Source organism: Rhodococcus sp. 5A-K4 (assembly GCF_046097995.1).
Classification (GTDB): domain Bacteria; phylum Actinomycetota; class Actinomycetes; order Mycobacteriales; family Mycobacteriaceae; genus Rhodococcus_F; species Rhodococcus_F erythropolis.
This window is the reverse complement of record NZ_JBJURM010000027.1, coordinates 1-22,066: the sequence shown is the minus strand read 5'-3', so window position 1 is coordinate 22,066 and position 22,066 is coordinate 1. Positions and strand designations below refer to the sequence as shown.

At 61.5% G+C, this 22,066-nt stretch carries 21 protein-coding genes and 1 tRNA gene; 11 read left to right on the top strand and 11 right to left on the bottom strand.

Annotated features, from left to right (window positions below; all coding sequences use genetic code 11):
• The first annotated feature begins 40 nt into the window (after positions 1 to 40).
• Together pyk and ACKAMS_RS26985 are read left to right on the top strand one after the other, a co-directional pair.
• Positions 41 to 1,459, top strand: coding sequence for a pyruvate kinase (pyk, locus tag ACKAMS_RS26990; RefSeq protein ID WP_003944038.1), 1,419 nt, complete (start codon positions 41 to 43; stop codon positions 1,457 to 1,459).
• Positions 1,460 to 2,341 (top strand): acyl-CoA thioesterase II, encoded by an 882-nt coding sequence (locus ACKAMS_RS26985; RefSeq protein ID WP_019748651.1) that lies wholly within the window; start codon positions 1,460 to 1,462, stop codon positions 2,339 to 2,341.
• A gap of 33 nt (positions 2,342 to 2,374) precedes the next feature.
• Here the strand turns inward: ACKAMS_RS26985 and ACKAMS_RS26980 are convergent, their stop codons facing one another.
• Positions 2,375 to 2,878 (bottom strand): SRPBCC domain-containing protein, encoded by a 504-nt coding sequence (locus tag ACKAMS_RS26980; RefSeq protein WP_003944006.1) that lies wholly within the window; start codon positions 2,876 to 2,878, stop codon positions 2,375 to 2,377.
• A gap of 278 nt (positions 2,879 to 3,156) precedes the next feature.
• Between ACKAMS_RS26980 and ACKAMS_RS26975 the strand changes: the two genes are divergently transcribed.
• Positions 3,157 to 4,089 (top strand): bifunctional 5,10-methylenetetrahydrofolate dehydrogenase/5,10-methenyltetrahydrofolate cyclohydrolase, encoded by a 933-nt coding sequence (locus ACKAMS_RS26975; protein ID WP_408989814.1) that lies wholly within the window; start codon positions 3,157 to 3,159, stop codon positions 4,087 to 4,089.
• 169 nt (positions 4,090 to 4,258) lie between these two features.
• Here ACKAMS_RS26975 and ACKAMS_RS26970 read toward each other — a convergent pair whose 3' ends face one another.
• Positions 4,259 to 4,891 (bottom strand): hypothetical protein, encoded by a 633-nt coding sequence (locus tag ACKAMS_RS26970; protein WP_408989813.1) that lies wholly within the window; start codon positions 4,889 to 4,891, stop codon positions 4,259 to 4,261.
• Positions 4,892 to 4,966: 75 nt separating this feature from the next.
• Positions 4,967 to 5,043, bottom strand: a tRNA-Leu gene (locus tag ACKAMS_RS26965).
• Between the two features lie 107 nt (positions 5,044 to 5,150).
• Here ACKAMS_RS26965 and ACKAMS_RS26960 point away from each other — a divergent pair.
• Both ACKAMS_RS26960 and ACKAMS_RS26955 read left to right on the top strand, forming a co-directional pair.
• A complete protein-coding gene (locus ACKAMS_RS26960) occupies positions 5,151 to 5,768 on the top strand; it encodes an ANTAR domain-containing response regulator (protein ID WP_003944029.1) in 618 nt (205 codons plus the stop codon).
• 218 nt (positions 5,769 to 5,986) lie between these two features.
• The gene (locus ACKAMS_RS26955; protein ID WP_003944031.1) at positions 5,987 to 7,318 is read left to right on the top strand and encodes an ABC transporter substrate-binding protein; all 1,332 of its coding nucleotides are present in this window, start codon (positions 5,987 to 5,989) and stop codon (positions 7,316 to 7,318) included.
• Positions 7,319 to 7,374: 56 nt separating this feature from the next.
• Here ACKAMS_RS26955 and ACKAMS_RS26950 read toward each other — a convergent pair whose 3' ends face one another.
• The 4 genes from ACKAMS_RS26950 to ACKAMS_RS26935 are packed head-to-tail and all read right to left on the bottom strand — an operon-like array spanning position 7,375 to position 11,522.
• Positions 7,375 to 8,181, bottom strand: a complete 807-nt coding sequence (locus tag ACKAMS_RS26950; RefSeq protein ID WP_007728720.1) for an ABC transporter ATP-binding protein — start codon at positions 8,179 to 8,181, stop codon at positions 7,375 to 7,377.
• Positions 8,178 to 9,206 (bottom strand): ABC transporter ATP-binding protein, encoded by a 1,029-nt coding sequence (locus ACKAMS_RS26945; protein WP_020907906.1) that lies wholly within the window; start codon positions 9,204 to 9,206, stop codon positions 8,178 to 8,180. The genes ACKAMS_RS26950 and ACKAMS_RS26945 overlap by 4 nt, the downstream gene beginning before the upstream one ends.
• A complete protein-coding gene (locus ACKAMS_RS26940) occupies positions 9,199 to 10,188 on the bottom strand; it encodes a branched-chain amino acid ABC transporter permease (RefSeq protein ID WP_003944088.1) in 990 nt (329 codons plus the stop codon). The genes ACKAMS_RS26945 and ACKAMS_RS26940 overlap by 8 nt, the downstream gene beginning before the upstream one ends.
• Before the next feature lie 5 nt (positions 10,189 to 10,193).
• Positions 10,194 to 11,522, bottom strand: coding sequence for an ABC transporter permease subunit (locus tag ACKAMS_RS26935; RefSeq protein WP_408989831.1), 1,329 nt, complete (start codon positions 11,520 to 11,522; stop codon positions 10,194 to 10,196).
• 303 nt (positions 11,523 to 11,825) lie between these two features.
• On the opposite strand from ACKAMS_RS26935, the gene polA reads away from it, so the two are divergent.
• The gene (gene polA / locus ACKAMS_RS26930) at positions 11,826 to 14,573 is read left to right on the top strand and encodes a DNA polymerase I (RefSeq protein ID WP_019748643.1); all 2,748 of its coding nucleotides are present in this window, start codon (positions 11,826 to 11,828) and stop codon (positions 14,571 to 14,573) included.
• Between the two features lie 74 nt (positions 14,574 to 14,647).
• Here polA and trxA read toward each other — a convergent pair whose 3' ends face one another.
• Both trxA and ACKAMS_RS26920 read right to left on the bottom strand, forming a co-directional pair.
• Positions 14,648 to 15,019 carry a thioredoxin gene (trxA, locus tag ACKAMS_RS26925; RefSeq protein WP_003944106.1) on the bottom strand — a complete coding sequence of 124 codons (372 nt, stop codon included), beginning with the start codon at positions 15,017 to 15,019 and terminating at the stop codon, positions 14,648 to 14,650.
• Between the two features lie 74 nt (positions 15,020 to 15,093).
• On the bottom strand, positions 15,094 to 16,089 hold the full coding sequence (locus ACKAMS_RS26920; protein ID WP_020969741.1) for a helix-turn-helix domain-containing protein: 996 nt from the start codon (positions 16,087 to 16,089) through the stop codon (positions 15,094 to 15,096).
• Between the two features lie 213 nt (positions 16,090 to 16,302).
• Between ACKAMS_RS26920 and ACKAMS_RS26915 the strand changes: the two genes are divergently transcribed.
• Complete coding sequence (locus tag ACKAMS_RS26915) at positions 16,303 to 17,232, top strand: DMT family transporter (RefSeq protein ID WP_408989812.1); 930 nt, start codon at positions 16,303 to 16,305, stop codon at positions 17,230 to 17,232.
• Here the strand turns inward: ACKAMS_RS26915 and ACKAMS_RS26910 are convergent.
• Entirely contained in the window at positions 17,177 to 17,752 is a 576-nt protein-coding gene (locus ACKAMS_RS26910; RefSeq protein WP_223257901.1) for a 2'-5' RNA ligase family protein, read from the bottom strand. The two genes, ACKAMS_RS26915 and ACKAMS_RS26910, sit on opposite strands and share 56 nt — an antisense overlap.
• Between ACKAMS_RS26910 and ACKAMS_RS26905 the strand changes: the two genes are divergently transcribed.
• The 4 genes from ACKAMS_RS26905 to ACKAMS_RS26890 all read left to right on the top strand — a co-directional run bounded on the left by ACKAMS_RS26905 (position 17,718) and on the right by ACKAMS_RS26890 (position 21,608).
• Complete coding sequence (locus ACKAMS_RS26905) at positions 17,718 to 18,815, top strand: isocitrate/isopropylmalate dehydrogenase family protein (protein WP_408989811.1); 1,098 nt, start codon at positions 17,718 to 17,720, stop codon at positions 18,813 to 18,815. The genes ACKAMS_RS26910 and ACKAMS_RS26905 overlap by 35 nt on opposite strands.
• A gap of 206 nt (positions 18,816 to 19,021) precedes the next feature.
• Positions 19,022 to 19,894 carry an ABC transporter substrate-binding protein gene (locus ACKAMS_RS26900; protein ID WP_029255466.1) on the top strand — a complete coding sequence of 291 codons (873 nt, stop codon included), beginning with the start codon at positions 19,022 to 19,024 and terminating at the stop codon, positions 19,892 to 19,894.
• Positions 19,894 to 20,850, top strand: a complete 957-nt coding sequence (locus ACKAMS_RS26895; protein ID WP_081329090.1) for an amino acid ABC transporter permease — start codon at positions 19,894 to 19,896, stop codon at positions 20,848 to 20,850. Before ACKAMS_RS26900 ends, ACKAMS_RS26895 begins: the two co-directional genes overlap by 1 nt.
• A complete protein-coding gene (locus ACKAMS_RS26890; protein ID WP_019748634.1) occupies positions 20,847 to 21,608 on the top strand; it encodes an amino acid ABC transporter ATP-binding protein in 762 nt (253 codons plus the stop codon). Before ACKAMS_RS26895 ends, ACKAMS_RS26890 begins: the two co-directional genes overlap by 4 nt.
• Before the next feature lie 3 nt (positions 21,609 to 21,611).
• On the opposite strand, the gene ACKAMS_RS26885 is transcribed toward ACKAMS_RS26890, so the two are convergent.
• On the bottom strand, positions 21,612 to 22,066 hold a 455-nt coding region (locus tag ACKAMS_RS26885; protein WP_408989810.1), incomplete at its 5' end, for a class I SAM-dependent methyltransferase.

Sequence of the window (22,066 nt, the reverse complement as noted above, 5' to 3'; positions counted from 1 at the left end):
CCGGATAGAAGTGCGGTGGGGTAGCGACTAGGCTCGAGCCGTGAACCGACGGACAAAAATTGTATGCACACTTGGACCTGCGACAGCTTCTGGCGACCGCATCCGTGAGCTCGTGGAGAGCGGCATGGACGTGGCGCGCCTCAACTTCAGCCACGGCGAGCATGCCGATCACGAAGAAAACTACATTCGCGTCCGCGCCGCGTCGGACGCCACCGGAAAGGCCGTCGGTGTTCTCGCCGACCTTCAGGGGCCCAAGATTCGCCTCGGCCGATTCAAGGACGAGCGGACCACCTGGGCCAACGGTGAAGAGGTTCGTATCACCGTCGACGACGTCGAGGGAACGCACGATCGCGTCGGGACCACGTACAAGGAATTGGCGCGCGACGCCAAGGCCGGCGATCGACTGCTGGTCGACGACGGAAAGGTCGGCCTGGTCGTCACGTCCATCGACGGCAACGACGTCGTCTGTCGGGTCACCGAAGGCGGTCCGGTCAGCAACAACAAGGGCCTCTCACTGCCCGGTATGAATGTCTCCGTTCCAGCCCTGTCGGGCAAGGACATCGCCGACCTCGAGTTCGCTCTCAAGCTGGGTGTCGACTTCATTGCACTGTCCTTCGTTCGCTCACCGGCGGACGTCGAATTGGTTCACGCCATCATGGATCGAGTCGGGCGCCGCGTTCCCGTCATCGCGAAGCTCGAGAAGCCCGAGGCCATCGACAATCTCGAGGCCATCGTGCTCGCGTTCGACGCCGTCATGGTCGCCCGCGGTGACCTCGGTGTCGAGTTGCCGCTCGAGCAGGTCCCGCTCGTTCAGAAGCGCGCAATCCAGATTGCTCGTGAGAACGCGAAGCCGGTCATCGTCGCGACGCAGATGCTCGAGTCGATGATCGAGAACTCACGTCCCACTCGTGCAGAGGCATCCGATGTCGCCAACGCCGTTCTCGACGGCGCCGACGCAGTCATGCTCTCGGGCGAGACTTCGGTGGGCAAGTACGTCATGGAAACCGTTCGCACCATGGCCCGCATCGTCGAGGCCGTCGAGAACGAATCAACCCGTGTCCCACCGTTGACCCACGTCCCGCGCACCAAGCGCGGAGTCATCTCGTACGCAGCACGCGACATCGGCGAACGTCTCGACGCCAAGGCCTTGGTTGCGTTCACTCAGTCCGGTGACACGGTGCGTCGACTGGCTCGTCTGCACACGCCGCTGCCGTTGCTCGCCTTCACACCGCTGCCCGCGGTGCGCAGTCAGTTGACGCTGACGTGGGGAACCGAGACGTTCCTGGTCGATGCGGTGGCCACCACCGACGAGATGGTGCGTCAGGTGGACAGTGCGTTGCTCTCCCTCGGGCGGTACGTCAAGGGTGACCTCGTGGTCATCGTTGCCGGATCCCCTCCGGGAACTGTCGGTTCCACCAACCTCATTCACGTCCACCGTATCGGCGAAGAGGACCACTGAGTGACCCACGCGAACGCGTCCACCGACCTCGGTACTCTTCTCGGTCTGTTGGATCTGGAGCAGATCGGTGACGACGCGTTCCGTGGATACCACCCGAAACAGGTAGGTTCGCGGACGTTCGGCGGTCAATTGGTGTCTCAGGCACTGATGGCCGCCGGACGGACTGTCGACGGTGATCGCCCCATCCATGCCGTGAACGCCCATTTCATTCGGGGCGGAGATGTGAAGGCGCCTATCGAGTACCGGGTGGAGCGTCATCGTGACGGGAGGGCATTCGCCAACCGTCAGGTGACTGCCTATCAGGGTGAGAACGAATTGTTCGTGATGCTCGCGGCGTTCCAGGACTCCGGCAAGGGGCTCGACCATGCTGTCGAGATCCCGGATGTTCCACTTCCGGAGTCGTTGCCTCCCATCGGCGATCATCTGGTGGGGTACGAGGAAAAACTGCCGCATTTCAGCGCGGCGCTCAAGCCGATCGACATGCGGTACGCCAACGATCCGGCGTGGATCCTCAAGGGCACCGGCGAGAAACTCAACCACAATCGGGTGTGGATGCGCCCCGACGGTGATCTGCCGGACGATTCGCTCATTCACGCTGCGACGCTGGCATATTCGTCCGACACCACCGTACTCGATTCGATTCTGACCACTCATGGTTTGTCCTGGGGTCATGATCGTATCGTCGCGGCGACGGTCAATCATTCGATCTGGTTCCATCGCCCGTTCCGGTTCACCGACTGGGTTCTGTACGCCACCGAATCGCCGGTCGCCGCAGGTTCGCGCGGTCTGGCAACCGGACGGTACTTCTCGGTGGAAGGACTGCTGTTGGCGACGGTGGTCCAAGAAGGAATGATCAGGCATTTCCCGCGTAAAGGGGAATGAGATGCGGGCCCGAGACTGAACTCGGGCCCAGAATCAAGCAGACTTGCGATATTGCGGTGAGAGTTCGTCGGCGCGGTCCCACGGAGACCAGTCGACTTCGCGTCCATCGAGTTGGGCCGCAACAACTTCCAAGCCCGCGTGCCAGCCGGCGGCGTGGGCGTACGCGGACTCTTCGTCTTCCATCGTGTGGGTGAGGGTCAGCCAGCAACCGCCGGTGCCGTCCGGTGCCAGTTCCCAATGCAGAGTATCTGCGTCCCAGAGGAATTCGAGAATTCGGTGCGGGTGGACGCTGATGACCGTCCCGCGCGTCACGTGATCTGCGGGCAGTCCGAATCGCTCGACTTGTTCCGGGGTCACCTTGAACAGCAGATCCGCGCCTGGAGTGAGATTGAAATCGACGTCCGCCGGGAACCAGGCGTCGAGGTACTCGCGTTCCGTTATCACTTTCCAGACCTTGTCCGGTGCGTGCGGAATTGCCAGTTGGAAGCTCAGTGACACCCGACCGTCATAGGTCAGGTTTATCTTGCCGTTGTCCATCGGTGCCTCCAATGCTTGGTGCCCGTGCGGTTGCCCCCATCGTGCCATCTAATTGCTTGGGATGGAATAACTGCAGGTCAGATCGTTACCTATTGATAGGTTATGTCGATTTGTCTCGTTTTGAGAGCGGCGTTCCGGATGCGTTTCGTGGCAGTGAGACAAACGCGCGGTACGCTGACCAAGCACGACTGGCGCGGGTGGGAATTACCACCGGGGAGTGCACATCGCGAGGCATCGACCGCCTGGGTGCTTCACACATCTTGTGTGAAGGGGGATTCATGTCTACCGAAGATCTGTCTACTGAAGATCTGTCTACCGAAAATCTGCCCAGCCAGAACGTGGCCGCTCGAATAATCGACGGACGCGCAATTGCCGATGCTGCGCTCGCGGACCTGTCAGTGCGCACGAGGCAGTTTCGTGATGAGACGGGGCACGTTCCTTGCCTGGCCGCCGTCATCGTGGGAGCGGACCCGGCCTCGAAGGCGTATGTACAGATGAAGGCCAAACGGTCTGTCGCCGTCGCAATGACGTCGCGGACGGTCGAACTCCCGGTGAGTACAACCACCGAAGAACTAGTCGACGTGCTGAGAGCGTTGTCGGCGGACCCTTCGATCGACGGCATACTGCTGCAACACCCGGTGCCAGGCCACATCGACGAACGGGTTGCGTTCGATGCCATCTCGGCCGACAAAGACGTTGACGGCGTTACCTCGGCAGCGTTCGCGGCAATGGCGTTGACCGGTGGGGGATTCGAATCATGTACACCGAGTGGCATCCTGCGCCTGCTCGACGCCACAGGCGTCGAACTCTCCGGGAAGCATGCTGTCGTGGTCGGCCGGAGCCCGATACTCGGATTGCCGATGGGAATGCTCCTCCTGCGTCGAGGCGCAACGGTGACGTACTGCCATTCGCGAACCGTCGGGCTGGCCGCCCACGTCGCTTCGGCAGACGTCGCTATCGCGGCCGTCGGTGTTCCGGAACTGATCAAAGGGGCGTGGATCAAGCCGGGGGCAGTGGTGATCGATGCGGGGTACAACGAGGGCAACGTCGGAGACGTGGAGTACGCCGCTGCGCTCCCACATGCCGGTGCGATCACACCGGTGCCGGGTGGCGTCGGCCCCATGACGGTTGCCGTCCTGCTGGAACAAACACTGGCAGCAGCAGTTCGAGCAGCGGAAGTTCGGGCATGCAGTGAGAGTTCGGGCATGTAGTGAGAATCATGACAGTCGTGTTGGACCGGACCCAGCAATCGCCTCGGATCGATTGTGAGACCTCGGTTTCGAGACGGAGTATTCATCCGCCCCTCGATAACCGAATTACCGCGTCGAGCACCGCTGCGCTGGAATGGCTGAGCTGAGCGCGCAATTGGGTATTCGACAGTCAGCTGTCTGCCGTGGGGATGTCGATCATCAACTGGGACGGTGAATCGGATGTCGATACGGTGTATGCCGGATGGATGTCGACCGTGCCGACAAACGACTGCAGGATCGCACTGTTCCTGGCCGCACTGTCTATGCGCGTGATGTTTTCGCCCTCGTGAGATACGGAGTTGAGCGACGAATCCGATTGGACTCCCATCAGGTCGACTTGAAGTATCGATCGACTTCCGACGTCCACGACTGTGCTGTCACCCGCTCGGATTGCTTCGCTGACGTATTCGGTTTTCCAGAACACTGATCCATTTCCGTCGAATCGGTAGGTGATTCGGGTGAAACCGTCGTGATCGGTTACGTCGATCTCGGTCACGTCGACGCGCGGATTCGGTGAAGGGATCTCCGTGTCGTTCGGGAACGGAGCAAGCGTGGAGATCTCGGTTGGTGGGGCATCGATCGGGGGAGTGCCGACCTGAAGGGTGCCTGTCTGTGTTTCAGCATCGAGGACGGTCTGGGTGGAAGATTCGCCTGCAGTGTTGGATTCGCCGGCCGTGTTGGATTGGTCGTCAGTCTGACACCCGGTGAGCAGCGCGAAAACAGATATGGCTCCGAGCAGAGCAATCAGGCGACGACCGTTCATTGATCGAATCTAACTGCGGTCGATCTGGGGTACAGCCGAATGCCGAAACCTTGCGGTACGGCCAACTGCGGCAGGTGGTGCCCTCGGTGAGACTCGAACTCACACTGGACGGGTTTTGAATCCGTTTCCTCTGCCAATTGGGATACGAGGGCTTGTTGCGATGACTACATTAGAAGATGCGATTTCAATGTCAAACACCGGTACCCTCTAATCGTTCGCGTCTCGTGTCGGGGCGGTTCGATGGAGGAGGATGGTGGCCATGAATTCGCCGCAGCCGCAAGGCAATCAGCTCGCACCCCGTCGTGTTGTCGTCGCTGAAGACGAGGCGTTGATCCGCATGGATCTGGTCGAGATGCTCCGCGAAGAGGGCTACGACGTCGTCGGTGAGGCCGGTGACGGGCAGGTTGCGGTGGAGTTGGCCGAGTCGCTCAAGCCTGATCTGGTCATCATGGACGTGAAGATGCCCAGGAGAGACGGCATCGACGCCGCTTCGGAGATTGCCGCCAAGCGGATCGCTCCTGTTGTCATTCTCACAGCGTTCAGTCAGCGCGAGTTGGTCGAGCGCGCACGCGATGCCGGCGCCATGGCTTACTTGGTCAAGCCGTTCTCGATCAGTGACCTCGTTCCCGCTGTCGAATTGGCGGTCAGTCGTTTCCGCGAGGTGACGGCGCTCGAGCGTGAGGTCGCTGATCTTTCCGACCGGCTCGAAGCACGCAAGCTGATCGAGCGAGCCAAGAGTGTTCTGATGGTTCGCCAAGCGCTCACCGAACCTGAGGCGTTCAAGTGGATTCAGCGCGCCGCGATGGATCGGCGCTCCACGATGAAGGCGGTCGCACAGGTCGTACTGGAAACTCTGGGCGGTGAACCGGACGCTTGAGCAAAGTGTCCGGGTTATCCGGCTGCACTGAGTGGCTGCGTCGACCGTCGAAACGTCGCGCAGCGCTACAGCCGTGTAAACACTGTGCGCCTTCAGATAACAGTCAGGTCACAGGGCTTTCTTGAAGGATCGCGAAACGGTTCCAAGGTCTAGCGTCTGATCCCACAGCGAGCGCCAGTTCGGGTGGCGCGAGCACCGGCTGATCTTAGGAGCGTGGGATGGCTAGACGAACACTTGTGCGTACTGCTGCAGTTCTCGGCGCGGCATCACTGGCACTTGCAGGCTGTAGCTCGGACAAGTCGGATGACTCGTCTTCGAGTGGCTCTACGTCCGGCGCTTCCGCCGCGACGACATCCGTCACGACTGATTGCACCCCGGAGCAGGCCAAGGCCGGCGCCACCCCGTCCACGGAAGCGCTGCGTATCGGTACGCTTCTTCCCGATACAGGCAGCTTGTCGTTCCTCGGGCCGCCGATGGTCGCGGGCACCCAGCTGGGAGTCAACGACGTCAATGCTGCCGGAGGCGTTCTCGGCCAACCGGTCCAGCTGATTCCCGGCGATTCGGGTGACACCACAACGGACACCGCCAACACCACCGTCGACCGTGAATTGGCTGCAGGCACTCAGGTCATCGTCGGCGCCGCGTCGTCTTCGGTCTCGCTCAAGGTGATCGACAAGATCGCCAGCGCAGGCGTCGTGATGTTCTCGCCTGCCAACACCTCGGACCAATTCGTCTGCTACCCCGACAAGGGCATGTACTTCCGCACCGCTCCGACGGACGTACTGCAGGCTCAGGCCGTCGCACAGCTCATTTCGGACGACGGTGGTCAGCGCGTAGCGATCATGGCCCTCAACGACCCGTACGGGACGGGTCTGGCGGACAACATCGAAAAGAATCTGATCGATTCGGGCGTCCCCTCCGATCAGATCGAGAAGATCATCTACGACCCGAACGCGCAGTCGTTCAACTCCGAAGTCGATCAAGTCAAGAACTTCAATCCGGATGCAGTGGCATTGGTGGGCTTCGAGGAGTCGGCGAAGATCATCACGCGCATGCACGAAGTGGGCATCGGCCCGTCGGACGGAATGGCGATGTACGGCGTCGACGGCAACATGGGTAACGCGCTCGGCGAATCCGTGGCGAAGCCGTTGCTCGACACCATGCAGGGAACCACGCCCCTGACGGACGTCGGAGCTGCCTTCCAGGATCGTCTGAAGGCTGTGAACCCCTCTCTGATCGACTTCAACTACGCCGGAGAGTCGTACGACGCGGTGGTGATCTCAGCGCTCGCTGCCGAGCAGGCGAAGTCGACGGCCGGTACCGACATCGCAGCCAACATCAACAGCGTCACCGAAGGCGGCACCAAGTGCACGTCCTACGTCGAGTGCCTGCCGTTGGTGAAGGCGGGAACCGACATCGACTACGACGGCATCACCGGTGAGTTGGACTTCAACGATTCGGGAGAACCGTCCATCGGTTCGTACGGAAAGCTCAAGTTCGGCCCTGAGAACACGCTGACCACAGAAGGATTCGTGGTGGTGGGCAAGTAAGCAGCCAACGAGAATGGGCCAGGGTCGAGAGACCCTGGCCCATTCTCGTGTCTGTCCTACTTCTCTTTGCTTCCGGCGAGCGTTCCCAAGTACAACTCGATCACCTTGGGGTCGTTCATCAGATTGGCGCCGGTGTCGGTGTACGCGTTCTTACCCTGATCGAGTACGTAGCCGCGGTCGCAGATCTGAAGGCAGCGGCGCGCGTTCTGCTCGACCATGATGACCGAGACACCCGCAGCATTGATCTTCTTGCAGCGGATGAACACCTCGTCCTGGAACATGGGGGACAGGCCCGCGGACGGTTCGTCGAGCAGCAGCACCGACGGATCCATCATCAGGGCCCGGCCCATCGCGACCATCTGGCGTTCGCCGCCGGAGAGTGCGCCGGCCTTCACCTTTCGCCGTTCACTCAGAAGAGGGAACAGTTCACTCACGAAGGCGAATCGTTCCGCGAATGCCTTGGGACGCAGATAAATGCCCATTTCGAGGTTTTCTTCGATGGTCAGAGTCTGAAAGACGTTCTGTGTCTGAGGGACGTACCCGACTCCCTTCTGAACGAGGACGTGAGCGGGCGCAGACGTGATGTTGTCCTCGCGTAGGGTGACCGACCCTTCGCGTACCGGTATCAGTCCGAACAGCGATTTCAGGAGTGTCGATTTGCCTGCGCCGTTCGGTCCGATGATCCCGACGATTTCCCCTTCCTTCAGGAAGAAGTTGCATTCACGCAGGATGTTGACGCCGGGAATGTAGCCCGCGACGAGGCTGTCGGCGCGGAGTAGGGCACCTGCCGACAGTCGCTGATGCTCCTCGGCCGTCGCGGCGAACTCTGCAGGCGTCAGTGAACGTGCGTGGTTCTCGCTCATGGCTTCTCGTGCCTTCCGCGCGGTTCCTCGGGACTCGATTCCAGCGTCGCGGCGAGATCGGCCGGAAGGCTGTCGACGTCGGGTTCCGACAGGTCCCCGCCCGACTCGAGGGTTTCGACCTCGGCTTCAGCCAGGGCGGCGGCCAGAACGGCCGTCTCGCCCACCGGATTTCCGTTGTCGTCGAACTCGAGGGCCTGGTCATGGTGGCTGCCCAGATATGCGTCGACGACGGCTGTGTTGGACGAGAGTTCGTCCGGGGTGGATTCGGCGATAACGCTGCCCTGCGCCATGACCACCACCCAATCGCTGATATCCCGGATCACGTCCATGTCGTGTTCGACGAACACGACCGTCATTCCGTCGTCGCGCAATGATTTGATGTGTCCGAGCAGGCTTTGCGTCAGAGCAGGATTGACCCCCGCCATCGGTTCGTCGAGCATCACCACCGAGGGCGAGGTCATGAGTGCGCGAGCCATTTCGAGCAGTTTGCGCTGCCCACCGGAGAGTGAACCGGCGAGGTCGTCTGCCTTGGTGTCGAGTTTGAATCGTGCGAGGAGTTCGTTGGCGCGTTCGGTGATCTCGCGTTCCTGCCCTTTCCAGATCCACGGAACGAGGGATGCAAAAATGCGTTCACCTCGTTGGCCGGTGGCACCGAGACGTACGTTGTCCAGCACGGTGAGTTTGGAGAGCGCCTTGGTCAACTGGAACGTCCGTACCACTCCTTTCCTGGCTACCTGGTGGGGATACATGCGGCCCAGCGATTGACCGTCCATCGACCACGTACCGGTGTCCGGCCGGTCGAATCCGGTGAGGAGGTTGAAGAGCGTCGTTTTTCCGGCACCGTTTGGACCGATCAGACCCGTGATGCACCCTCGTTGAATCTCGAGGTGATCGACGTCGACGGCCTTGAGACCGCCGAACGTCCGCGAGACGTTGTCAGCGACCAACACCGGGTCGGGTTTCGCCGATCCGGGAAGGTGAGGAACGTCGGCAAAGATCTGTGCTCTGGTATCGGCGTCAAGCATTGAGTTGCACCTCCCGCTTGTTACCCAGTATTCCCTGCGGTCTGAAGACCATCAGGAGAGCAATCATCAATCCGAGCAGGACATATCTGGTGGCCCCGACTTGCTGTTCCGTGAGTGAAAGCAGCGGATTTTCGCCGGAGATCGCCTGACGCAGCAAGGCATCAGGGATGGCGAGGAGGAACCAGAACAACATTGCGCCGACCACCGGGCCGAATACCGTTGCCGCCCCGCCCAGAATCAGTGCGCCGAACGCGAAGAACGTCTGCGCGGTCGAGTAGAAGTCCGGGTTGATGGACTTGGTCTGCAGGGCGTTGAACACACCGGCCAGGCCACCGATCACGCCGCCGAGAACCAGAGCCTGCATCTTGTACACGAAGACGTTCTTGCCCAACGATCGCGCTGCGTCCTCGTCTTCGCGAACCGCCTTGAGGACGCGCCCCCACGGACTGTGCGTCAACAGGTAGACAAATCCGCACAAGATCAAGACCAGCGTCCACCCCACGACCATCGACCAGAGGTCGTCTCCGTAGAACTTCACGCCGAGAAATGAGTACTGCTTGGCCGAGTCGAAGGGGCTCAGTGCGGTGAACGGGTCTGCGAAACCGAACAGGCCATTGGTGGAACCGGTCACCGAATCCGACGCGGTCGAGCGGAAGATCAGACGCAGGATCTCCGAAGCGGCGATGGTCACGATGGCGAGATAGTCGGCGCGCAGACGCAGCGTCGGGATACCGAGCACGAGCGCGAGGAGCCCGGCTGCGGTAAGTCCGACGAGGATGCCGAGCCACAACGGCTGGTCGTAGGTCACGGTCATGATGCCGACGCCGTAGCCGCCGAGGAGGGCAAAACCGATCTGACCGAAGTTGAGCAGTCCGGCGTAGCCGAAGTGCAGGTTCAGCCCGATTGCCAGCAGTGCGTAGAAGATTGCCGACGGCCCGATCAACTGGGCGAAGGAAACCTGGAAAGCTCCCATGATGTCCATGTTCGTCACCCGATCCTTTGTCTGGATCCGAGGATGCCCTGGGGGCGAACCACGAGGATCACGATCAAGACGAGAAGTCCGCCGATGTATTTGAGATCGGGGTTGATGATGAGCGTCGAGAGTTGGACCAGAAGTCCCACGATGACGCAGCCGAGTAGCGCCCCGTACGCGGTTCCCAGACCACCGAGGGTGATTCCGGCGAACATGAGCAGCAACAGTTTGAAGCCCATTTCCCACTGGACGCGTCCGCCGAGTTCGGAGATACCGAACAGCACACCGCCTAGGGCGGCCAGTCCGCCGCCGAGACCCCAGACGAACATGATCACGCGCTCGACGTTGATACCGGACGAAGCGGCGAGATCACGATTGTCGGAGACGGCACGCATGGCCTTTCCGATGCGAGTCTTCTGCAGAAGCAGTGCGACGCCGACCAGGACGACAAGACTGACGATCATGACTATCGCGTTGGCGTCGGTCAGTGCGATCGGGCCCCAGTTCTTCTCGACCTGGCCCTGGTAGTCGTGGAACGGTTCGGCGCGGTCGGAGAAGAAGATCAGGATCAAGTAGCGCAATGAAATCGCGAGACCGATCGAGACCACCAATTGCGCGATCAACCCGGTCTTGCGCTTACGCAGTGGTTTCCAGACGATTCCGTTGGTCAGCAGGCCGATGCCGATGCCGACGAAGATCGCGAGGATCGTGGCGGGAATCAGCGGAACGCCGAAGGACGTGTTGATCACCCAGGCAGCAACGGCTCCTAACGTCACCATCTCGCCGTGAGCGAAGTTGGTCAGGCCAGTGGTGCCGTAGATCAGGCTCAAACCCACACCGGCGATCGCGATCACGAGGCCGAACCGCAGACCGTCGACCGTCGTGCGGATCAGCTTCTCGCCGAAGCTGACATTCGAGGCGGTACGTACCTCGCCGAACGAGAAGATCACGGTGTTCGCGCGGCCGGCCACCACCTCGCGTTCGACAGCGGCTTGCACACTGACCCCGTCTGGAAGTGTGTCGGCAACGATCTCGAAGGTGTAGGTGCCCGGTGCCACGGCCAGTTCCCAACGGCCGTTCGATGCCGATTCTCCGGTGGCGACTTCCGTACCGGAAGAATCGAGCGCACGGACGGTGACGCCCTCGAGGCGTGTGCCGCCGTTGTTGAGATTGCCGCTGACGGGGACAGCGTTGTCGGGAACCGGTGCTGTCGGTGTTGCGGGTGCTGTCGGTGTTGCGGATGCTGTCGGGGTCGGCGGTGTAGGGGAAGTGGTCGGTTCCTGAGCCGAAGCAGTTCCGGCCAGGCTGAGTAATGCGAAGAACGTCAGTAATGCAAAGGCCAGTAGTCGGCTGAGTGTCGCGAGGGTCTGCCGTTTCACTACGGGTGGGGCCACGTACGTCCTCCGAGCGGGTCGGGAATAGCGCGTCTGGACAAAGGTGCCGCGCAGCACAGGGATTGTTTCGTTGCTGCGATTTCCGGACTCTAACGGCTCCGTTCGCTTCAGATGGGGTTCTGCGATTTCCGGGATGTTTCGGTTCCGTATCGAAGGCCGAAGGCTGCATCAATTGTCCGATTCTTATGTCTGTTCCTGCGTAAACAACGGCGAAGGCGTCGATGTCGGTCGCGATCCCTAGACTGATGAACCGTGAGCCCCGCAACCACAACTCGGTCCAGCACGTCCACCGCTTCAGCCGGCACCACCGGCAAGGCGGACGATCGCCCTCTTCTGATGCTTCTCGACGGGCATTCGTTGGCATTTCGCGCCTTCTATGCGCTGCCTGCAGAGAACTTCAAGACACACAGTGGGCAGGCCACCAACGCGGTGTACGGCTTCACGTCGATGTTGATCAACCTTCTTCGTGACGAGCAGCCCACCCACTTGGCCGCGGCTTTCGACGTGTCGCGTCAGACGTTTCGCGCCGACCTGTTCCCCGAATACAAGGCGCAGCGCGCGAAGGCTCCGGACGAATTCAAGGGCCAGATCGACATCACCAAGGACGTTCTCGGCGCGCTGGGCATCCCGGTCATGGCCGAGGAAGGTTTTGAGGCCGACGACGTGATTGCCACGTTGACCACGCAGGCGGAGGCACTCGGGTACCGGGTTCTCGTCGTGACCGGCGACCGCGACTCGCTGCAGCTGGTGACCGACAACGTCACTGTGCTCTACCCGAAGAAGGGTGTCTCGGAGCTCACCCGATTCACGCCGACGGCCGTCGAGGAGAAGTACAGCCTCACTCCGTCGCAGTATCCGGATTTTGCTGCCCTGCGCGGCGATCCGAGTGACAACCTCCCCGGTATCCCCGGCGTCGGCGAGAAAACCGCTACCAAGTGGATCCGTGAGTACGGTGACCTGCAGGGACTGGTAGACAATGTGGACAAGGTCCGCGGCAAGGTGGGCGACTCACTACGAGAGAACCTCGCGAACGTCCTGCTCAATCGTCAGCTCACCGAGATGGTTCGCGACGTTCCGTTGCCGTACACGCCCGAGCAGTTGGTGTTGGCCCCGTGGGACCGCGAGAAGATTCATGCGTTGTTCGACGATCTCGAGTTCAAGGTTCTCCGCGATCGACTGTTCGCGACCCTGTCGTCGTCCGAGCCCGAAGCAGAGGAAGGGTTCGAGGTCAGCGGCGACGCACTTGCCCCGGGTGCGGTTGCCGCGTGGCTCGACGCCCACGCGCGAACCGGTGAGCGTCACGGCGTCACGGTGCTCGGAACCAGAACTCCGTTTGCCGGCGACGTCACTGCACTCGCGATCGCGGCCTCCGACGGTGAATGTGCGTACATCGCGGCGTCGACGGCAACACCGGAAGACGAAGCAGCTCTCGGTGATTGGCTCGCCGATGCATCGCAGCCGAAGGCGCTGCACGAAGCCAAGTGGGCGATCCATGCTCTGCGTGGGCGTGGTTGGACGCTCGGTGGACTGACCAGCGACACTGCTCTGGCCGCGTATCTCGTCCGGCCGGGCCAGCGCAGCTTCAATCTCGACGATCTCTCGCTCCGCTACCTCAAGCGTGAACTGCGCGCCGAAACATCCGGCCAGGAACAGCTTTCACTGCTCGACGACACCGAACAGCTCGATGCCGAAGCAGCCGAGACCGCGATGCTCAGCGCTCAGGCCGTTCTCGACTTGGCAGCTGCACTGGACACCGAGTTGGAGTCGATCGAGTCCAAGTCGCTCCTCTCCGACATGGAACTGCCGTTGACGATCGAGCTCGCTCAGATCGAGGCCACCGGCATCGCCGTCGACAGCGCGCATCTGCACGATCTTCAGAGCCGTTTCGCCTCCCAGGTCGCCGACGCCGCAAACTCCGCGTACGAGGTGATCGACAAGCAGATCAACCTGGGTTCGCCGAAGCAGCTGCAGGTGGTCTTGTTCGAAGAACTCGACATGCCCAAGACGAAGAAGACGAAGACGGGCTACACCACCGACGCCGAGGCGTTGCAGGGTCTGTTCGACAAGACAGGACACCCGTTCCTCGAACACCTTCTCGCGCACCGTGATGCGACGCGCATGAAGGTGACCGTCGACGGTCTTCTCAAGGCCGTGGCCGAAGACGGTCGCATCCACACGACGTTCAACCAGACGGTTGCCGCGACCGGGCGTCTGTCGTCGACCGATCCGAACTTGCAGAACATCCCGGTGCGAAACGACGCGGGGCGCGAGATTCGCGACGGATTCGTAGTCGGGCAAGGGTTCGACGTTCTGCTCACTGCCGACTACAGCCAGATCGAAATGCGCATCATGGCGCACGTGTCAGGCGACGAGGGACTGATCGAGGCATTCAACACCGGTGAGGACCTGCACAGCTTTGTCGGCTCGCGCGCATTCGGAGTTCCGATCGAAGAGGTCACTCCTGAACTGCGTCGCCGGGTCAAGGCGATGTCCTACGGTCTGGCCTACGGGCTCAGTGCCTACGGATTGGCGTCGCAGCTGAAGATTTCGACCGAAGAAGCGAAGCAGCAGATGGATGCGTACTTCGCTCGTTTCGGCGGCGTGCGGGATTACCTCCACGCGGTGGTCGAGCAGGCACGTAAGGACGGCTACACCTCGACGCTCTACGGCCGTCGTCGCTACCTGCCGGACCTCAACAGCGACAACCGTCAGCGTCGTGAGGTGGCCGAACGGGCTGCCCTGAATGCGCCGATCCAGGGCACCGCAGCCGACATCATCAAGGTCGCGATGATCAATGTTCAGAAGGCTCTCGCCGAAGCCGGATTGAAGTCGCGCATGCTGTTGCAGGTGCACGACGAATTGGTGCTCGAAGTGGTCGCCTCCGAGTTGGAGGAAGTCACCGCACTGGTCAAGGACAAGATGGCCACAGCCATCGAGTTGTCGGTACCCCTGGATGTTTCGGTGGGAACCGGTCGAAGCTGGGACAGCGCGGCTCACTGAGTCGGCGTCAAGACAGTCTGGCTACGAAAAGAGCGCGCTCCGAATCGAATTCGATTCGGAGCGCGCTCTTTTCGCTATTCAGCTGAAGCGGTCTGCTCTGCGATCTGCTTGCGGACCTCGTCCATGTCGAGTGCCTTGACCTGAGTGACGAGCTCTTCGAGTTGAGCGGCGGGAAGAGCGCCGGCCTGGTTGAACACGAGTACGCCTTCGCGGAAGGCCATGATCGTGGGGATGGAGCGGATGTTCGCGGCCGCTGCGATTCCCTGCTCGGCCTCGGTGTCGACCTTGGCGTGAACGACGTCGGCGTGCTTCTCCGAAGAGGCTTCGAACGTCGGTGCGAACTGGCGGCACGGGCCGCACCAGGAGGCCCAGAAGTCCACGAGGACGACGTCGCTGCCGTTGATCGTTTCGTCGAAGTTCTGCTGGGTGAGTGTCTGGGTGGCCACAGGGGTCCTTTCCATTGTGCGGGCTGTTGGTGTGTGCAACGCCCCGGAACCGCTGATTCTTCCCTGAGCCGATTTCAGCTTGCGTTCTCGGTCGCCCGAAACGTCCGGCGGTAGGCCTGGGGCGTGGTGCAGCGAAGCCGGATGAAGTGCTGGCGAAGCACGGCGCCGCCGCCGAAACCGACGCGTTCCGCGATGACATCGACGGAGAGGTCCGAATTCTCCAGGAGTTGCTGGGCGGCCAGTACTCGCTGATCGCTGAGCCAGCGGGCGGGAGTTGTTCCCGTTTCCGCTTGGAAACGGCGGGCAAATGTGCGAGCGGACATGTTCGCTCGGGCCGCGACCATTCCGACAGTGAGGTCGAGGGCGAGATTCTCCGTCATCCAGTCGAGGAGTGGGGCAAGGGTTGCACTCGGCGTCGAGGTGAGGGGAGTGGCGACGTACTGGGCCTGCCCACCGTCACGGTGGGGTGGCACCACCATCCTTCTCGCGATGCCGTTGGCGACACGAGAACCCTGTTCCTTTCGCACGATGTGCAGGCACAGATCGATTCCTGCCGCGGTGCCTGCGCTGGTGAACACCGGATCTTCGTCCACGTACAACACGTCCGGATCGACCTTGGCTTCCGGATACGTCTGGGCAAGCCTCTCTGCGTGCCGCCAATGCGTCGTGCATCGCCTTCCGTCCAGTAGTCCAGCCGCGCCGAGGACAAACGCTCCGGTGCACAGGCTCGCCACCTTGGCGCCCCGGGCTACGGCCTCGTTGAGTTTCACCAGCAGGGGATCGACACTCGAGTCGGGACTCGGTGAGCACATGTACGCGTCGCCGGCGTCGTAGGTTCCGCCGGCGGAAACGACGATGAGGTCGGCGTCGTCGAGAGAATCGAGGTTGTACGGAACATCGATGTTGTAACCGAACCGCGTTCGGATCGGGCCCGGAACTGCGGCGATCAGCGAGAAGTCGTACGTGGGGAGGCCGTCGTCGGATCGGTCGAAGCCGAAGACTTCACATGCCACGCCGAGTTCGAACGCCTCGGTCATCGGCATCAGTGGGACCACCACTTTCGCGAGCATCTTTCGAGTGTGACAGAAAAACGGGAAAGTGGCAGAAAATCGTCCAAGTCTGGCTTTTCTGCCACTACTGCCACGTGGGACATTCCGTCAGGCTGGACACATGGCAATCATCGTCGTCAGCCTCTTGGTCCTAGTGGTCCTGAACGTACTAGCTCTTGCCGGCCGAACGCCCGACACTCGTCACGACGTCAGTCCGCACGGAGACTTCACCCTTTGAGGGCAAGTCTGGCCTTTCAATACACCGCAGCTGCGGTTGTGTGGGGAGCCAGTTTCCTCTTCATGAAGATCGGGCTCGAAGGTCTGTCCTTCACGCAGGTAGTTCTGTGGCGCTTGGTCTTCGGTGCGCTCGCGCTGGTTCTCGTGTCAGCGGTCAGCCGGATCGGCCTACCGAGGGAATTTCGTGTCTGGAAGCACCTGGCTTTTCTCGCAGCGACGCAATGCATCGTGCCGTGGCTGCTGTTCAGTTGGGCGGAGCAAAACATGTCCTCGGGACTCGCGAGCATCTACAACGCCACCACGCCACTGATGACTATGGCTGTCTCCCTTGCCTTTCTGCCGGGGGAGACGCTGACACGATACAAGTCGCTGGGGTTGCTTCTCGGATTCGGTGGGGTGCTGATCGTGTTGGCGCCGTGGAATCTCGGCGTTGGCGGAAGTGTGAGTGCTCAGGTCGCTTGCCTGGGAGCGACTGCGTCGTACGGGATTTCGTTTGTCTACCTCAGGCGTTTCGTGCTTCCTCTCAGCATCGACACTCGTACGGTCGCGCTTGTGCAGATCAGTATCGGTGCTTTCGTGATGGTTCTGGCCTCTCCGGTCGTCGCAAACACGCCGATGCACCTCACGCCGGCAGTTGTACTGTCGATGATTGCTCTAGGCGCACTGGGGACCGGGCTCGCATTCATCTGGAACACCAACGTCGTTCAGGGGTGGGGGCCGACTGCGGCGTCCACCGTCACTTATCTCAGTCCAGTGGTGGGCGTCGCTCTCGGCGCAATAGTCTTGGACGAAAGCGTTGGCTGGAATCAGCCGGTTGGTGCGCTGGCGGTGATCGCGGGAATCCTGGTGACCCGATGTGCAACCCGCTCTGTCACACCGGCGGTGTCAGTAACCATTCCGTCTTCTGTTCGCCGTCCCAGCGCCTGATCCCGCCGCTGCGCCCTTGAATCACGTCGGTGCCGAGCAGGGCGATAGCTTCACCCAGACGTGCAGGTTCGACGCGTCGGGCGAGCGTCACATGAGGCGTCCACGCGCCGGGCTCGACGTGGGCGGGAAGTGCCGTCGAGCCAACCGTTGACTCGGCTATTTCTCGGTGCAGGTGAAGGAGTGCACGCGAAGGAACAACCGAGCGCGCCAAGACCATCTGCTTGCCGCCGAACACGACGTAGCCACCCAGCCGGACCTCGAAGTCCGGGGCCGAGAAGCGCCGCACCAACAGTTCGTCGATCTCCGCGGGGATCTCACGGGCGACGAACAGCGTGATGTGCGGACGGTTGGACGGGCTGTGATGAGAGGCCTGACTCGGTAATCCGGCGTCGGCGAGTAGCTGCCATTGTGCTCGCACTGCCGACTCACTCACCGGATCGAGGAGCAATTCCACCGACTGGACCATGGTGAGCAATGATTGCCTGATGACAGGTGCGAGCGCAATCGGTACTCCGGCCATGCGGCTGGGACTCATGCACGGCGACGGAATCGGCCACGAAATCGTCCCGGCGACACGGCAGATCGTGGATGCGGCGCTGTCATCGGTTCACGCTCCGCCCGTCGAGTGGGTCGAGCTTCCGCTCGGGAGTACGGCCATCGACACTCACGGCACGCCAATTCCCGACGAAACCATCGATGGGTTGGGGCAGCTGCAAGGCTGGATCCTCGGACCCCATGACAGCGCGTCGTATCCCGAGAGGTTTCGCGGACAACTCACCCCCGGCGGCGTCATCCGGAAAAAGTTCGAGTTGTTCGCGAACATCCGACCGGCAGTAGCGTTCCCCGGCGTCAAGGCGATGGTCCCCGACATGGATCTGGTGATCGTCCGCGAGAACACCGAGGGGTTGTACGCGGATCGGAACATGGCAGTCGGCAGCGGCGAATTCATGCCGACGCCAGACATCGCCCTGGCCGTCGGTGTGTTCACCCGCGCTGCATGCGAACGGATCGCACGCACTGCCTTCGCGTTGGCGTCGCATCGGCGCAATCACGTCACGATCGTCCACAAGGCCAACGTCCTGACACTGACCACCGGCCTCTTCCGCGACGCCTGCCGAACCGTCGCCGCGGAGTACCCCCACGTAGTCGTCGACGACGAGCACGTCGACGCGATGGCGGCGCACCTCGTTCGACGCGGCGGAGACTTCGACGTCGTGGTGACCGAAAACATGTTCGGCGACATTTTGTCGGATCTGGCGGGCGAGCTGTCCGGTTCACTCGGAACCGCGCCGTCGATCAACGCTTCCGAGACGCAGGTCATGGCTCAGGCTGCGCACGGTGCAGCACCCGACATCGCCGGGAAGAACCGGGCGAACCCGACGGCACTGTTCCTCTCGAGTGCGATGATGCTCGACTGGCTCGGTGATGCGCGCGGAGATCGGTTGTTGTCTGCGGCGGCACGCCGCATTTCAGACGCGGTTCGCACGACCATCGCGTCGGGTATCGCGACCGCCGACCTCGGCGGTTTGGCATCGACCAGCGAATTTTCCGAAGTCGTGTACGCACACACTCTGCGTCGCTGATTCTTGTACGACAGGCCGGAATCTTGCGAAGTCGGCGACGGTGGAACTCCTGCCGTAACCTACCGTTCGACTGAATTTCGGATGGACGTTGCAAGTGCGGCGATCGACGAGTGGAGAGCAGAGTCGTGGTCGATGAAAACGCACGGGCACCAAGGCCACGTGGCGTGGGTTATGGCTCGAGCAGTGGCGGGCGTATCCGCACCAACGTGGTGCGAGTCCTGTTGGTGGGCTTGATCGTCGCACTGTGCGGCGGATGTGTCACCAACAACGAGGGTCTCGTTCCGGAAGGGCCGCCACTTGATGTCCAGAAGGTGCCCGAGATCGCCGCACTTCTGCCGTCCAAGGTCACGGATTCGGGCAAGCTGCAGGTCGGCGTCAACATTCCGTACGCGCCAAACGAATTCAAGGACGCGGACGGCAACATCGTCGGTTTCGACGTCGACCTGATGAATGCCGTTGCCGCCGTGCTCGGTGTCGAAGCTGTCTTCAACCAAGCCGACTTCGACAAGATCATCCCCGCTATCCAGTCGGGAAGCTACGACCTCGGCATGTCTTCGTTCACCGACTCCAAGGAACGCGAGAAGACGGTCGACTTCGTCACGTACTACAGCGCAGGTATCCAGTGGGCGCAACGGCCGGACAAGCCAGTCGATCCGAACAACGCATGCGGGCTTCGGGTGGCGGTGCAGACCACGACCACCGAGGACATCGACGAGGTGCCTGCCAAGAGCGAGGTATGCGTGGCCGAGGGCAAGCCCCCGATCGACAAGATCAAGTACGACAGCCAGGACGACGCGGCCAACGCGCTCATCCTCGGTCGAGTCGACGCGCTGTCCGCTGATTCGCCAGTGACCGGCTATGCGATCAAACGGAGCAAGGGCCGGATGGAAGCTGCCGGAGAACCCTTTGATTCGGCGCCGTACGGCTGGCCGATCGTGAAGGGTTCCGCCCTTGGGCCCGCTCTGCAGCAGGCAATGCAGTACCTGATCGACAACGGCGTCTATCAACAGATCGCGCAGACCTGGAGTGTCGAGGCCGGCGTCATCGAAGTATCCAAGATCAACGGCGCGGAAAGCTGATGAACATGACAACAACTGAGACCGGCGATCCGGTGCCGATCAAGGCGATTCCACTACGCAGACCTGGTCGTTGGATTGCCGCGGTCGTCGTCGTGGTCCTCTTCGGACTGTTCGTTTACGGCGCGGCGACCAACGAAGCCTTTGCATGGGGGACTTACGGTCAGTATCTGTTCGACAAACGGATCTCCGCTGGTGCGTGGACAACGATCCAGCTGACGGTGCTGGCAATGGTGATCGCGATCGTCCTCGGTGTGATTTTGGCAGTCATGCGACTTTCTCCCAACCCGGTGCTTCGTGCCGCGGCCTGGGGCTATCTGTGGATCTTTCGAGGAACCCCTGTCTACGTGCAGTTGGTCTTCTGGGGCCTGTTCCCGTCGATCTACAAGAGCATCGATCTCGGTATTCCCTTCGTACATCAGTTTGCGCACATCAATCTCCAGGACGTGCAGGCAGCGTTTCTGTTTGCGGTGATCGGTTTGGCACTGAACGAGGCTGCATACATGGCCGAGATCGTCCGTGCCGGCGTGAGTTCGGTCAACGAGGGCCAGACCGAAGCATCTGTTGCATTGGGTATGACGTGGAGTCAGACGATGCGCCGAACCGTTCTACCGCAGGCGATGCGCGTCATCATTCCGCCGACCGGTAACGAAGTCATCAGTATGCTCAAGACCACCTCGCTCGTGACGGCGGTCCCTTACAGCTTCGAGTTGTACGGTCGAGCGCGCGATATCTCGGGCGCCAACTTCGAGCCGATTCCCCTGTTGATGGTGGCGGCAACGTGGTACCTCGCGATCACGAGTCTGCTCATGATCGGGCAGTACTACGTCGAGCGTCACTATTCGAAGGGCGCAACCCGAGCACTGACCACACGCCAGCTTCAGGCACTGGCCGACGCGCAAGGAAAAGCTACGGTAGTGGAAACGCTTCCGGATACCCCCGGAGGAGAACGCAAATGACACCCATGGTGAAAGCAGACCGAGTTTGTAAGAACTTCGGCGCACTGGAGGTCCTGAAAGGGATTTCGCTCGAAATCGACCCTGGCCAGGTCCTCTGCCTGGTCGGTCCGTCCGGGTCGGGCAAGTCGACGTTCTTGCGCTGCATCAATCACCTCGAGCAGGTCAACGCCGGCCGACTGTACGTCGACGGCGACCTGGTGGGTTACTCGGAGAAGAACGGCAAACTGTACGAACTCCACCCGCGAGCAGCGGCCAAACAACGCCGCGACATCGGGATGGTGTTTCAGCACTTCAACCTGTTCCCGCACCGCACCGCTCTCGAGAACATCATCGAAGCGCCGACGCAGGTGAAGCGCGTCAGTAAGAAGAAGGCTGTCGAACGAGCGAAGGACCTCCTCGATCAGGTCGGGTTGAGCGCCAAAGCCAACGCCTACCCGGCCCAGTTGTCGGGTGGTCAGCAGCAAAGAGTTGCCATCGCCCGCGCTCTCGCGATGGACCCGAAGCTCATGCTGTTCGACGAGCCGACGTCCGCGCTCGACCCCGAACTCGTCGGTGAAGTTCTCACTGTGATGAAGCAATTGGCCAAAGAAGGCATGACGATGGTGGTCGTCACCCACGAGATGGGTTTCGCCCGCGAGGTCGCAGATCAGTTGGTGTTCATGGACGGGGGAGTTGTGGTCGAGGCGGGCGAGCCCCGGGAACTCCTGGCCAATCCGCAGCACGATCGGACCAAGGCGTTCCTGTCGAAGCTGCTGTAGCCGTCAGGGTTTGACGGCGCTGAAAATTGCAGTGCCCGGAAAGAGTTGGCCGCGCAGGGGACTCCACTGTCCCCATTCGCGGTCCAACCACTCCGGCCATTCGGGCTCGATGATGTCGCGCACCTGAAGTCCGGCCGCGACGATCTCACGAACCCGGTCGCCGATGGTGCGGTGATGCTCGACGTAGGTGGGGACTCCGTTGTCATCGACCTCGACATACGGAGTGCGGTCGAAGTACGGGAGGGTCGCGGTCAAGCCCTTCGGCCCGGGATCGTCGGGGAAGATCCATCGGATCGGATGGTTGACGGCAAAGACCCACGATCCGCCGGGACGCAGAACCCGGGCGACTTCGTTCATCACTCGCTGCGAATCGGCAACGAACGGGACGGCGCCGAACGCAGAACAGACGATGTCGAAACTCTCGTCGGCAAATGGCAGGAGTTCCGCACTTGCCTGAA